Below are 14,482 nucleotides of genomic sequence, written 5' to 3'. Positions count from 1 at the left end.
AAAATTGATACTTGTTACTTCAAATTTTCATAGGCAATTTATAGAAAAAATATATACATAAAATAAAGCTACTGACTACTGCTTGAAGTTGAAGTCTGCTTTGCAAGCACAGGATTAACCAAAATATTCCAATACTCTTCAGCTTCCCTCTGTACTCCTTCAAGTTGCTTTGCATAAACAGGATTTTCTACAATCAAGTCAGACCAATATTTATTAACAATAAGTTTTATGCCCATTATCGCCTCTGTAGTTCCGCTCAGGTATGAGTCCAAATCCTCTTGATACTCTTCAACTCTCTCTAATTTATCTTGTAAATTGTTTTTCACAAGTACTTCCTGCAACTTTGTTAGATAACGCCTACAAGCATTCTCCACTTGCGATACATCTCGACTTTTTATTTTTGGAGGATCCCAAATCTTTACCCATTGATTTTCTACTTTACGTTTAAGCCTATCTTCAACCAAAGGTCCTTCCAAGACCTCCCTCAAAATATCTCTAACACTACAATATATTGTGTTCACTTCTGATACCTCTAAGAGTCGATTCTTATCTAAATAGATTCCATGCTCATCAAATGTAGCTTTCTGTACCTTTGATGCACAAGAGCTATATCGTTCACTTCGAAATATTTCACGCAACCAATTTATATAGTTAAGACAGTTACCATTTGCAGTACTCTTCAGAGCATACTGATTAAGATGTGTCATCTCACGCAAATAATGTCTCTGAACTTCAGAAGTTAAAGCAAGTGCGTTACTAACAACAGCGGTTTCTGTCGCTGGAACGGTATCTTGTAACTCACCCTGTTTTATTTGAACTTTCTCTGAAACATGACTTACAGACAATGAGCAAATAGTTACTTCTTGAGTACTTTGAGAGGATGTATTTTCTTGTGGCTGTATATATCGGTTAGAAAAACTCTGTTGACTGCCACATAACATCGAATCTTCTAACCACCGCTTTGGCATTAAACAATGCGTGTTAGAAAATGGATTCTGAATCGCAACTAAATCGTCAGTCTGATTCTCTGAAGCTGTAAAAGCACCGCTTGTAGATATGGGATCAACCTGTTCAGGTTTTTCAACCGTGCTCTGTTGAGTTACACTAGTTTTAGATGCCCTTTTATCCTCACCTTCTTGAGAGCTTTGACTTTGTGAATAACTAACACTCTGAGCAGTAAATCCTGCTTTCTTCATGTTCGTATCCCACTTTTCTTGTACTTTTCTGTCAACCGTTTTTGGAAATTTGTGCTTATTCCTCTCAATAAATTCTCTTGCAAAAGCATGCACCTCAGACAATTTTGCGTCCAATTGAGCTATATTTTCATATCCATCAAATGCTTCCCAAGATTCCTTGGATATCAACTTTCCTGGTTCTTTGCTAAAAGGATCCTTCTCTAAAAGTAAACAATATATACTCTGTATATATTTCCCACAAAAGGTCTTACACCGATTAAAGAATTCTTCTGGAGATACTCCTTCAAGAGGTTGGATTCCTCCTGCTATGGTGCGCTCGCAAAAGATCTGTTGCTGCAGCTGCATAGGATTATTTTGCAACTCTATTAATTCCTCAATCCTTTTCTTTAAATATGCTAAGAGTGCTTTTTCTGCGTTGTCAGACAACCTACCGTTGTTATCAGCAAAGCAATATACAGACTCCTTAAGAATTTTGTCGTTTTCTTCTTGCATAGCTTCTGCCATATTTGACCCGTCAGCGTCCGAGTGATTCTTTTCGCCCCTGCTAGAAATAAGAATATCCGATAGCTGATCATAACTTTTCACATTCGAGAATTTAGAATAAAACGCATCTCGCAGAGTGGTGCTAATAAACACAATATTGATTGCATATTTTTGTCTTGCTAGCAGCTCCCTTGACACACCAAAAGCCTCCAAATTTAAACGCAATCTACCATTTCCCTCTTTGATTACTTTACTTCTGAAAAGACCACCCTGTACTACCTCTTCTACAGCTCCTGAGTAATACAAATAAGAAGGTTGTTCTTGCGCCGCGACTACCGCACTATTTACTGAACTTACAGGCTGACTTGCAGTAACCTGTGGTTGAGAATATGTTGTGGATAAAGCAGGCGCAGAAGATTGTGGTACACCCTGATTAGGATAAGAAGGTGGCATTGGAGGCTTATGAGGAGGCTTATGAGGAGGCTGAGTTACAAAAACAGCTTTTCGCACACTTGTAGATTGATTTTTCTCTACAAAAGACACTGCAGCAGCTATCGGTACTGAAACAGGTGCCACTGATATCTTAGCAGAAGCGGGGGCTGAGTGAGTTGCGACCTTAGCAGCAGTTGTAAGCACATTTGCAGGCAGGATCGGCATAGGTGGCTCGATAACAACTTTCGATGAAGAAGCCAGAGGCACAACTGATCTTGGAGAAGTTGAAGTAGATACACTTGATACCTTAGGTGGGTATAAAGGAAGTGAAGGATCTATTGGAGCAGGCTGCTGAAAATTATGGTTATGCGTTCCTGAGGACCAATTAAAAATATAGGCAGCTATGCGCATAATAGCAGCCAAAAAACTTTTTATAACAAAAGATACAAAACCCAATAGACCCTTATTGCTTGATGTATTGCTTGATGTATTGCTTGACGAGTCTTGCACTATTGTAGGTTTTGAATGCTCAGAAGTAGGGGATTTAATCGGGCCCACCATAAAATACATCCTTACTTAATAAATATATTAGAAATTATGTCTTCCACTATAACCTTTTAGTGTAAAGATCTTATAAATTTCAATCTGGACTTATACACAAACAGAGAATGTAAGTAATTCTTCATTAACGACGCGCATAAAAAACCAATTTTTCAATTCAATTCAGTAATAGATACGGCCAAGCTATTAAAAATAATCTGTTTAAGTTCTTCTTCAAGTTCTCCAAAAATGCGAATATAATAGCCCCTCTGTTTGGTTGCAACAAAGCGAACATGACAATGCTTAGAAGAAGAATCAAGATAGCTATACTCTACACAGTAGGGTACGCCTGGAACATTATTGAGTATTTGGCATATTGTAAAGCCATCATCACTTTCTGCCTGAAGAGAAAACTCACGAATACAATCTTCTACGGTTGCTGGCGGTTTATATCCCTGGTTGAATGTAGAAATATAACAAAGAATGTCTTTAGAATAACTATACACATACCAACACCCATTTTTGAAAAGAGTGCTAGGATTTTTGGGCAATAAAATAGAAACTCTTTCAGAGCCATCGTCCATATAGATCTTTTGCATCTCAAACCCATCATGTACGCAAACTCCTGCGTCCCTTCCAGCAGTAAAACTAAACAGTAATGAACTTACAAAAACTAACAATAAAGCACAGGACTTATGCATCATAAAGCTCTCCAAAAATGTAAAGGTAAGGTGTATGAGCAGAGGAGCATAGAAAATTCAAGAAATTTAGTCTATCAGAATCGTTAAACATAAAACTATATTTGTAATACACACAAACAAGTTCAAGAATTGGTTTGTGTATAACTATTCTTTTTTTTCCCATCTCAGCATGTACCTTTTGCTTTAAAAGCTCTGGATGCATAGAAAACATACGCTCTTGAGCTGGATCTAGAAGATTAATCCACAAGGCATTAGGAAAATGATTTTTTAACCAAGTTGTTTTACCAACTTCTCTTGGTCCAAAGAGGAAAAAACTTTCTCTCTCAGGAGCTTGAAAAATTCTTTTCCTTTGTGGATAATTGCCTAAGTATTCTACTCTGCTTACAAAAACAGAGTTTATTTCATGTCTATCATAGAAGCACTTATCTTGGGTATTGTGCAAGGCATTACAGAGTTCTTGCCCGTGAGCTCCTCTGGACACTTGAAGCTCGGTGAGCTATTTCTTGGGATCAAAGAACTCAATAAGTACGTAACATTTGACCTCGTCTGCCATCTTGGCACGCTTTTTGCCATTTTTCTTGTCTTTTACAAAGAAATCTGGAAAGTGCTCACACAGGATCGAAAAACATTCTGGATGATTGTCATTGCAACACTTCCTTTAGCTCCTCTCTACTTTCTTTTAAGTGGTATAAAAGCGCTTTATGGCCTTCCAAGCTATCTTGGCTTTTTCTTCCTGTTGACAGCTCTCTTTCTTTATATTGGAGAAAAATATTCCAAACCTGTTCCAGAGACCATATCAGCAAAAAGAAACATATTCGAAGCCCTTTTTATTGGGTGCGCACAAGCAGTTGCCATATTGCCTGCTGTATCAAGGAGCGGATCTACTATGGCCGCTGCCAGGTTTCTTGGATGGGAAAGAGAAAAAGCTGCACGCTTTTCCTTTTTTTTAGCTATACCCACCATACTAGGAGGTATCTTAGTAGAAACTATAGAAATCATAAGACATAAAGAACAAATTGCCGATATTTCTTTTTTTGTTTATTTAACTGGCTTTACCGTTTCCTTTCTTGTTGGTTGGATGGCACTTAAATTACTTTTAAAACTACTTCAACACTTTACATTTAAACCCTTTGCTTATTATTGTTTTATTGTTGGAATAACAACTCTTCTCTACGTAAATTTCTTTTATCAAGATTAACATGCCTAAAAAAAGTACTTCTAATAAAACTACAATCCCTATGGAAATACAAGGTCTTGCCCTCTTGCTTTTCATTGCCTTACTCTTTTTAAGCCAGATTAGCTTTCGAAGCACAAGTCCCGATGCAAACTGGCTTGGCCTTGTAGGATATGGAATAGGATGGTTTTTACAATACATCTTTGGCCTTACAAGTTATTGTGTACTTCTTTTCTTTGGATGGACGGGATGCCGTCTTCTCTTGCATAAAGAGATCCACCACTATTTTTTACGTCTTATTTACTTCTGTATCGCTCTTTTATCGCTATGCTTACTTTTGTCTGTAGTAGCAGAGGCTTTTCCCTCCTTTGCAGCCCTCTTTAAGCCTTTTGTTTATTCAGAAAGTGTCGTTGTACAAGCATCGCTCGTCTATAAAAAAGTTCGCTACAATCTAGGCGGTGTTCCAGCTTATTTTATCTACAGAGATTTTCCCCTAATCAACTTGCAAAAAATTTTAAGTCCTCTTGGCACAACGATTGTAACTTCCATGCTCTTTCTTATCTCCTTTTTGCAACTTACAAAATGGCGCTTTGCCTATATGCTGGACTTACTTAAAAAGTTAACCACACCTAAAACAACTACAGAAAATAAAAAAGAAAAAAGACAAGAAAAAGGCTTTTTAAGCTTTTTATGGGGCAAAAATAATAAAAAAGCTTTATTTGAAAGGGCTATCAATATTCCCACAACTCCTTTTGAAGAAAATCCTGTCCGCTTCAATGCTTTGCAAAAATCTCTTCTAGAACTTAAACAGTTTTCTTCCTCTTCAAAAGAAACTCTCTTAAAAGCGGATACCAAGGAATTAGATGTATACAAAGCTATCAAGAAAGAACTTCCTAAAAAATCAAAGCGAGAAGATGCTTTAAATGCACAGAGACGAGTAAACGGTGATCTTTCAACCTATGAATTACCTCCTCTTTCTCTACTTACCGACGTCAAAAAATTTGACACCTCTATTCTGAAAAAAGACCTCGCAAAGCAAGCGGAAGTACTAGAAGAGACACTCTTAAGCTTTGGAATTGAAGCAAAAGTTGGACAAATTCATTGCGGTCCGACCATTACATCCTTTGAAGTACATCCAGCAATTGGTGTCAAAGTACAAAAAATTAAATCGCTCGAAAATGATATCGCTCTCAATTTGCAAGCAAAATCTATTCGCATCATAGCTCCTATTCCTGGAAAAGCAGCTGTCGGTATAGAAGTTCCCAACCCCAAACCGCAGGAAGTTAGCTTTAAAGAGCTCATCGCAAACTATCAGCAATCTACTCGTAAATTTCAAATCCCTGTATTTCTTGGAAAAACTGTCAGCGGTGAAGACGTTGCTGCAGACCTAGCCAAAATGCCCCACTGTATCATTGCAGGAGCTACAGGCTCTGGAAAGTCTGTGTGTATTAACACAATCATCATGTCTATACTACTCACTGCAAGACCCGATGAAATCAAGCTACTCATGGTCGATCCTAAAAAAGTAGAGCTCAATGCGTACACAGAACTGCCACACCTTATCGCCCCTGTCATTACCGAGGCAAGAGGAGCTGCTGCAGCTCTTAACTTTCTTGTTAAAGAAATGGAAAAACGCTACGAAATCTTAAAAAAAGTAGGCGCTCGCAACATTATCTCTTTCAATGAGCGAGAAAACAAAATAGCTTTAGTAGATGAGGGATCTTCTTTAGAAATCCCTGAAAAACTGCCCTACATTGTAGCTATCATCGATGAGCTTGCAGACCTTATGATGGTCTCTGCTGAAGATATCGAAACACCTATTGCCCGGATTGCTCAAATGGCAAGAGCTGTTGGTATCCATCTTATTTTGGCAACTCAACGCCCATCCAGAGAGGTCATTACAGGACTTATTAAAGCAAATTTCCCAACGCGTATAGCCTTTAAAGTTGCAAGCCGCATCAATAGTCAAATCATATTGGATGAAACGGGTGCAGAATCTTTGCTTGGCAATGGTGATATGTTATTTTTGCCACCTGCATCTTCTCTTCTTATTCGCACACAAGGAGCATTCATTCGAGATGAAGACATTAACAAGGTCATATCCTTTATCCAAGAGCAAGCACCCCCTGCCTATCTGATTAAATCTTTTGATACTATGGCTCCAGAAGAGCTGGTAATAAAAAAAGAGGATTCCTCACTCGATGCCCTTTATGGCCAAGCTCTTGGCATCATTCAAGAAACAGGAAATGCATCCACCACCTTTTTGCAGCGAAAATTAAAAATTGGCTACGCCAGAGCTGCAAGTTTAATGGACCAATTAGAAGCACAAGGCGTTATTAGTGAACAAGAGGGTAGTAAACCAAGAAAAGTTCTGCTCTTTAAAGGAGTTCTTAAGCAACCTACAATAAATGACTTACCTCTTGATGATTGCGAAGAACAGTGTTCAACAGAATTTTAATTTGAACTTTTAATCTTAATCGTTACAATCCAATTTGTAGAAATAATGAAAAAATTGGAAAAATGAAAGCAAGCAGTATTCGCCGCATTTTAGTTGCAGATTCCTCCACCGTTATAGCTGATACAATACGAAATGCGCTGCTCTCCCCCTTGCTAACAGCTCAAAACCTTATAGCAAGTGCGGAGCCTAAAGAAGCAAGTAAAGCTCATCTCGATGAAAATGGCATCACATACGAAATCCTTGTAGCCACAAACGGCAAGGATTGCCTCGACCTTGCCGTTTCCTATCATCCAGATCTTATCATCCTCGACTTAACACTTCCCTTAATGCATGGCATTGAGATCCTCAAACGGTTAAAGTCTAATCCTCATCTGGCAACCATTGGTGTTATCATCTCCACATGGAGAGCACTCATTCAGGATTATCAAACAGTCATTGAGTGCGGTGCTGACTACTATCTTCTCAAACCCTTTTCTCAAGCAACCATTCAAAAGCTCGTTGAAAGCTATTTTGCAGACACGCTTAAACCAGCTGATTTTCCTTTAGTTGGCATTAAAGGCCTTTCAGAACAAGATTATTACTCTCCAACACATACTTCGGCATCCTCTTATATTAAATTTTGGGGAACAAGAGGATCTACACCAGTATCTGGGCTAGAATACCTTATCTATGGAGGTAATACTCCCTGCTTAGAAATTGCAGGCCAAGAGTCCCTTATCATCATTGATGCAGGTGTTGGCATACGCCCCTTAGGGCAAGAAGTACTCAAATCAAGATATAAGGAAATACACTTAATTATTGGGCATACACATTGGGACCACATTCTTGGTTTTCCCTTCTTTAATCCTGTTTATTCACCCAAATATACCATCCATATCTATTCTGCAAGAGGTTTTGGAAAGACTATCGAGGACCTATTTAAAGGCATGCTTGATCGAGATTATTTTCCTGTCAAACTCGATGAAATGCAGGCAAAGTTTGTCTTTCATGAGCTTCAAGATAATAAACCCCTTGAAATTGAAAATGTCAAGATCCACTACACTTATGCATCTCATCCAGGAGCAACCCTTTGCTTCAAAATAGCATCAAAAAATACAACCATCGGCTATGCTTCAGACAACGAGGTGCTTGTAGGCTACCATGGACATCCCAACAATATCGACAGTGGACATCCCCTCTTATTCCCCTACAGAGACATGCTCGACTTTTTTACAGGCTGTGACACCCTTATCCATGAAGCGCAATACTTCCCTCTTGAGTATCGATATAAAGTAGGTTGGGGCCACTCATCTATTTCAAACGCAGCTGTGCTCGTTAAGCACTGCAAGATACAAAACTGGATTGTTACGCACCATGACCCTAGCCATACCGACGAAGTTCTTAGAAAAAAACTACAAATGCACCATAACATTCTTCTTGATTGTAATCATACCTGTTCTGTAGAAATGGCATACGATGGATTATCCATTCCATTTTAAACTGAGGAGTTCTTATGATGTCAAAACTTTTTACAACCTTTATGCTAAGCATAGGATTAAGTGCAAGCACACTGTTTGCCATGAATATTGCAGAAAAAGATATTGTCAATCCACCACTTACTATAGAGCAATTAGATAGAAATCCTATGAATGAGCTCAAAAAGTGGGTAAAGGAAGCAAGTGAACAGCCGCCTACTTTTGCCCTTGCAACGGCCTCAAAAGAGGGTATTCCTTCTATACGTATGATGATTGTCAAAGAGATTACTGATGAAGGTGTTGTTTTTGTTGGCGATAGAAACAGCCTAAAAGCACAAAACCTAAAAGAAAATCCTTATGCAGCTGTAGACTTTTATTTTCCAAAAGAACAAAGACAACTTATTGTAGCAGGAAAAGTGCGACCCTTAACACAAAAAGAGGCTCAAAACTACTTCAAACAAAGAGAAAGATCCAGCCAAATAGCATCCTTAGTCTCTCATCAAGATGAAACTATCCACGATAAAAAAGAACTTCTCGATGCCTATAAAGAAATGGAAGAGCAGTATGAAGATAAGGATATTTCAGCTCCAGAAAGCTGGGGAGGATTTGTGTTAATTCCCTCTAAGATTACCTTTTGGCAGGCAGGAGCGCACCTTCTTCATGACAATATAACATTCACTACCGATGAAACTGTTAGTTATCAAGATAAAAATAAAAAATGGACAGCAAAAATCCTTGCACCATAAAGAGCATCTAATCTAAGCTTTCCCCAAAATTATAGGAAGCGTAATGAAAGGATTCTGCCCTCTTGCATCTGGTTCAAAAGGTAACTCTATCTTTTTTGGGACAGAAAATACAAAGATCTTAATTGATGCAGGGCTAAGTGCAAAAGCAATAAAAGCAAGACTCAGCGAAATACGCGTCGATATTGCAGACATCGACGCTATTTTGATAAGCCACGAGCATGGAGATCACATCCAAGGGCTACGAGTGTTGGCTTTTCAGCTGGGTATTCCCGTCTTTACAAATAGTGAGACCGCAAGAGGTATTCATGCCTATTTCAATGACTCACCCAAGCTTAAACTCTTTTCTACTGGAGAAAGCTTTGAATTTAAAGATATAGAGATACATCCCTTTAGCATACAACACGATACACTCGATCCAGTAGCCTTTACTCTTCGTACAAAAGAGACAAAGATTGGAGTGTGTACCGATCTTGGATTTGTAACATCTCTTGTTGAACATCACTTACAAAACTGCGATTACCTCTACGTAGAAGCAAACCATGAGCCGTCTATGGTTCATGCAAGCTCCCGCCCTATGGTCTACAAGCAGCGTGTGCTTGGAAGAAATGGTCACCTCTCCAATGAAGCATGTGGCAAGCTCTTACAACGCGTTATCCACCCAAAACTCAAGCACGTTTATCTAGCTCACCTCTCCAGCGAATGCAACAGCCCAGAGAAGGCTCTGATGGTTGTAAAAAGCCACTTACCAGAAAATACTTCTTTTGAAATAAGTATAGCCCCCCAAGCAACTCTTGCAAGGGCTATAGCCTTTTAATTCGAGCATCCTATAGAGACAAACTTTCTTAAATAGAACTGAAGGTATGACTTATAATCTTCAAAGCCGTGGCATGCTATGCCCGTCGTGCAATGAGCATTATTAATTACCGTTCTATGTTCAGTAGATTTATACATGTGTCTCTGAGCAAACTTAGATAGAAAATCTGATTGATTTTGAAGGTTAACCACGTTGGCAACAAGAGTTGGTGGGATTGTAACAACGCCTCCAATAGTACATACATTAATACGCATTCTAAGATCTTCAGAAAGCCTGTAAAGTGCACGCCTTCCAATATCCGCACCTTGACTATGTAAAACAAGATTAGCCTGGCTACAAGGATTATCTCTTAAATATTTCTGTATTTTATTTTTTAATATCTCTGCAGAGTCTGTTTTTCCATTCCCAATATTAGCACAATCATAAAGGCCAGAAACTATACATCCACCACCCACTACACCTGCAGCTGTACTTATAACTTTTTTTGTTGTTGTATCTTTTTTTGAAAAGATGGCATACATAATTCCAACAAATCCAGCAAAAAACTTTAAAGCAATACTATTCACATTTTTTGAAGTAGTTGTCCCATTATAGTGTAGCTCTACACCTACAAATTCTAGATCTTCAACCATCTTGCCAATTATGCTGCAATGCCCCTTAGCCTCTTCTTTAAGAGTCCTTATCCCATTGCAATAGAAGACCTTAGTAGGCAGGCAATTTGCTGCACTATATATTAAATTACTCATATCATACCTCAACCATTAAGATTTTATAAGGAAATACCTGATCCTAATCGAATATCAATAATTAAGCAATAATTAAGCGAAATTAAAAAGAGGCAAGCTTGTGCATTACTTTTTCAATATCTTCTGGCTGTGGAAGAACTTCATTTTCCAGTGTCTTACAATAGGGAACTGGAGTATCCATAGCGCAAACACGCTCGATAGGTGCATCTAAATAAGCAAATGCTTTTTCTACAACTTGCGCTGCTATTTCTGCACCAAAACCACAATTTCTTGCAGCCTCATGAACAATCAAGAGCTTTCCTGTCTTTTTGACAGATTCAAGAATGGTATCTATATCTAATGGCACAATAGAGCGTAAATCAATAACCTCTACTGAAATACCCTTTGCGCTAAGTTTTTCGGCGGCATCAAGCGCCATCAAAACCATAAGCCCCCAAGCAACAACTGTTAAGTCACTACCCTCTCTTACAACACTAGCCTTGCCAAAGGGTACAAGATAGTCAGCAGAAGGCTCCCTTCTTGCGGCAAACTTTTGCTGCCTATATAAGGCCTTGTGCTCCAAAAAGATTACAGGATTAGGGCTTCTAATAGCACTCTTCATAAGACCCTTAGCATCAGATGCATTACTTGGAATAACAACTACAAGCCCCGGACAGTGAGACAAGAACCCTTCGATGCTTTGAGAATGGTAGGGACCTCCCTGTATATAACCACCACAAGGCATGCGAATAACAACAGGACAATTCCACTCACCATTTGAACGATAATGGATACTTGAGAGCTCATTAAATAATTGATTAATACCCGTCCACAGATAATCTGCAAACTGTATTTCAGCAACAGGCTTATGAATTCCATCTAAAGATACTCCAAGAGCAACACCTATGATTGTTGACTCTGCTAGAGGCGTATTAAAACAGCGCATCTTACCATACTTATCTGTAAGCTTTTTGGTTACACCAAAGACGCCACCTTTTCCATGAGCTACATCCTGACCAAATACAATTACACCAGTATCTCTTTGCATCTCTTCATCAAGCGCATGGTTAATTGCGTCCATAATGACAATCTTATCTTCAGAAATCGGATTTTCTAAAAGGCTTGTCTTCGCAATCACAGGCTCTTTTGCAAAAACGTGTTTTGATGAAGAGCCTTTTTCAGGTACGGGTAACTCTTCAGCTTCATTTGCAGAAAGCTCCACAAAATGAAAAGCCTCTTTTTTTATACTAGCGATCTCTTCTTCTGTTGCAAGATGATTTACAATTAAAAACTGCTCATAAATAGGAATAGGATCACGCGCCTTTTCTTCTTCAACATGCTCTAAAGACTTATATTTTTGTGGGTCATCGCTGCTACTATGTGCTGCAAGCCTTGGAACTTTTGCTATAATCACACTTGGCCCAAAACCACTTCTTGCCCTGCTTACAGCCCTCTGCATTGCAGAAGAAACCTCTTCATAGCTGCAACCATCCACCTCCGATGTTTCTACCCCTTGATGCCCCCTTGCAACGTGCGCAATACTGCCACCTGCCGTTTGCTCTGTCACAGGAACAGAAATGGCCCAGCCATTGTCTTGAACCATAAAAATGACTGGTAATTGATGCAACCCAGAATAATTAAGAGCCTCGTGAAAATCACCTTGAGAGGTCGCCCCATCTCCAGAAGATACATAGACAACTTCATCCTCTCCCCTCAGTTTTACTCCTTGAGCTACCCCCACAGCATGTAAAAATTGTGAACCTACAACGCTAGACTGGCAAGGTATGCGAAGATCTTTATGAGAAAAATGCCCCGGCATCATACGGCCTGCTGAATGATTTTTTACATCTCGAGATAAAAATGCTCCAAAGATCTCCTTTAAACTACAACCAAGACCAATTGCAAAGGGTTGATCTCTGTAATAGGGAAGCCCCCAATCTTTACCAGGCATCAAATGCTTTGCAGCAACAACACCAACAAGCTCATGACCTGCTGCTGACAGCTGAAATGTTGCACCTTTATTCTGCCTTACAAGTTTTGCCATCTTATCATCTGTAAAACGCGATAGCAGCATATCTCTCAAAACTTCAAGACACTTCTCTTTAGAAAAACATTTATTCACAACAAAACCCTTAATTCAAACTTTATGACTGAGAAAATTCTGAAAAAAAAGATTTTATCTTCTCCATAAAACTCTTTTTATTCGGATGATTATGTATACCTTCCAACTTTCCAAATTCCTCAAGCAGCTCTTTTTGCTTATCACTCAACTTTGTAGGTGTTTCCACAATAATTGTTAAAAGAAGATCACCTTTTCCCTGTCCATGCACATTTGGAAAACCCTCTCCACGAACACGCAAAACTTTTCCACTTTGTGTGCCTTCTGGAATGGTGATGCGGCAGCTAGCAAAAAGCGTGGGGATTTCTTTTTTACAACCAAGGGCTGCTTCACTAAATCCAATGGGCAATTCCAATGTCAAATCATCTCCATGACGCTTAAATACATCGTGTGCATCTACTTGAATAAACACGTACAAGTCACCAGGAGGCCCACCACCCTCACCTGCATCCCCATAACCGCTCAGCTTAAGCCGCATACCCGTATCGACACCTGCAGGGATTTGCGCCTTAACTTTACGTTTTTCTTTTGTACGACCAGCTCCCTGACATTCTTTACAAGGGTCTGTAATAATTTTTCCTTCTCCATGACATTGAGGACATGTTGTAGACATATTAAAGAAGCCACGATTTTGTACGACCTGTCCAGAACCATGACATTTAGTACATTGCTTAACGGCAGAAGGACTAGAAGCACCACTTCCATCGCAGGTACTGCATGAAACGTAATTTGTGATCGCAAGCTCTTTTTCTACACCCTTTGCAGCCTCTTCAAAAGAAAGTCTAATATTTACCTTCTTACTTGCCCCCTGATGCATAGGGGATCCACCAAAGGGATGGCCACCGGCACCTCCACCACCAAAGAAGCTGTCAAAAATAGAATCCGCGCCAGATCCACCAAACGCTCCCATAAATGTACGAAGAGCCTCATCCATAGAAGCAAACCCACGCTGACCAGCACCTGCTCCCGCACCTGCGCCTTTTAAGGCCTCTTTTCCATAGCGATCGTAAATCTCACGTTTTTTCTCGTCACTTAACACCTCATAAGCCTCAGAAACCTCCTTAAAACGACCCTCAGCACTTGCATCTCCAGGATTCTTGTCCGGATGATACTGCAGAGCCTTTTTACGATAAGCTTTTTTTATTTCTTCTTGAGTTGCGCTTTTTGTAACGCCTAAAATTTCATAGTACCCAGACATAACTTACCCATTACCTATAAAACATTATTAAAAACTGAAAAGATATTAGCAAATTTACGACTTAATTGCTAACTTTTGATGAATCTAAGTGAATAGCACCGCAATGTTTACACTCTACTGGATAATCAAGAGCTTTTTGCATCACATCTTCCAGAGAAAAAAGACCTGCATCAGCTGCTTTAGAACTCTCTAAAATAACATAGCGAAGCACGTAAGCCAAACTATCTATTTGATCTTTAGCGGGGGTTGCAGAGCTACTAACTTCTGGGGTACTAGCTTCTGGAGAAAGTGTAAAATCTTTTTGCAGAGCAACGCGTAAATCAGCAAATCCCGTATGAAGGCGGGCATTACAATCATTTTCTTCCATAAACCACTCCTGAAAGCAATAACGCAGGCCTTCAGCCTGCAATTGCCCCTTGGGCTTACCTAGGGCGATGCCCCA

At 39.4% G+C, this 14,482-nt stretch carries 11 protein-coding genes; 5 read left to right on the top strand and 6 right to left on the bottom strand.

What is annotated here, in order from left to right:
* Positions 1–68: 68 nt before the first annotated feature.
* Positions 69–2,672, bottom strand: a complete 2,604-nt coding sequence (locus tag P4L16_03850; GenBank protein MDR3624258.1) for a hypothetical protein — start codon at positions 2,670–2,672, stop codon at positions 69–71.
* Between the two features lie 152 nt (positions 2,673–2,824).
* Positions 2,825–3,355, bottom strand: a complete 531-nt coding sequence (locus P4L16_03845) for a hypothetical protein (GenBank protein MDR3624257.1) — start codon at positions 3,353–3,355, stop codon at positions 2,825–2,827.
* 400 nt (positions 3,356–3,755) lie between these two features.
* Between P4L16_03845 and P4L16_03840 the strand changes: the two genes are divergently transcribed.
* From P4L16_03840 to P4L16_03820, 5 genes are all read left to right on the top strand, one after another.
* Positions 3,756–4,550 carry an undecaprenyl-diphosphate phosphatase gene (locus tag P4L16_03840; GenBank protein MDR3624256.1) on the top strand — a complete coding sequence of 265 codons (795 nt, stop codon included), beginning with the start codon at positions 3,756–3,758 and terminating at the stop codon, positions 4,548–4,550.
* 1 nt (position 4,551) lies between these two features.
* Positions 4,552–6,984, top strand: coding sequence for a DNA translocase FtsK 4TM domain-containing protein (locus P4L16_03835; GenBank protein ID MDR3624255.1), 2,433 nt, complete (start codon positions 4,552–4,554; stop codon positions 6,982–6,984).
* A gap of 62 nt (positions 6,985–7,046) precedes the next feature.
* Positions 7,047–8,462 (top strand): response regulator, encoded by a 1,416-nt coding sequence (locus tag P4L16_03830; GenBank protein MDR3624254.1) that lies wholly within the window; start codon positions 7,047–7,049, stop codon positions 8,460–8,462.
* Positions 8,463–8,476: 14 nt separating this feature from the next.
* Positions 8,477–9,184 carry a pyridoxal 5'-phosphate synthase gene (locus P4L16_03825; GenBank protein MDR3624253.1) on the top strand — a complete coding sequence of 236 codons (708 nt, stop codon included), beginning with the start codon at positions 8,477–8,479 and terminating at the stop codon, positions 9,182–9,184.
* A 43-nt stretch (positions 9,185–9,227) separates the two neighbouring features.
* Positions 9,228–9,998: an MBL fold metallo-hydrolase gene (locus tag P4L16_03820; GenBank protein ID MDR3624252.1), complete on the top strand. Its 771-nt coding sequence runs from the start codon at positions 9,228–9,230 to the stop codon at positions 9,996–9,998.
* Here the strand turns inward: P4L16_03820 and P4L16_03815 are convergent.
* The 4 genes from P4L16_03815 to P4L16_03800 form a co-directional block, all read right to left on the bottom strand.
* Complete coding sequence (locus P4L16_03815) at positions 9,995–10,744, bottom strand: hypothetical protein (protein MDR3624251.1); 750 nt, start codon at positions 10,742–10,744, stop codon at positions 9,995–9,997. The genes P4L16_03820 and P4L16_03815 overlap by 4 nt on opposite strands.
* An 82-nt stretch (positions 10,745–10,826) precedes the next feature.
* On the bottom strand, positions 10,827–12,845 hold the full coding sequence (locus P4L16_03810; GenBank protein MDR3624250.1) for a thiamine pyrophosphate-dependent enzyme: 2,019 nt from the start codon (positions 12,843–12,845) through the stop codon (positions 10,827–10,829).
* Positions 12,846–12,867: 22 nt separating this feature from the next.
* The gene (dnaJ, locus tag P4L16_03805) at positions 12,868–14,040 is read right to left on the bottom strand and encodes a molecular chaperone DnaJ (GenBank protein ID MDR3624249.1); all 1,173 of its coding nucleotides are present in this window, start codon (positions 14,038–14,040) and stop codon (positions 12,868–12,870) included.
* 61 nt (positions 14,041–14,101) lie between these two features.
* Positions 14,102–14,407, bottom strand: a complete 306-nt coding sequence (locus P4L16_03800; protein ID MDR3624248.1) for a hypothetical protein — start codon at positions 14,405–14,407, stop codon at positions 14,102–14,104.
* Positions 14,408–14,482: the final 75 nt, after the last annotated feature.

This window comes from Chlamydiales bacterium (assembly GCA_031292375.1).
In the GTDB taxonomy this organism is placed as follows: domain Bacteria; phylum Chlamydiota; class Chlamydiia; order Chlamydiales; family VFKH01; genus JARLHF01.
The sequence above is the reverse complement of the archived record's forward strand: the minus strand, read 5'-3'. Positions and strand labels throughout refer to the sequence as shown.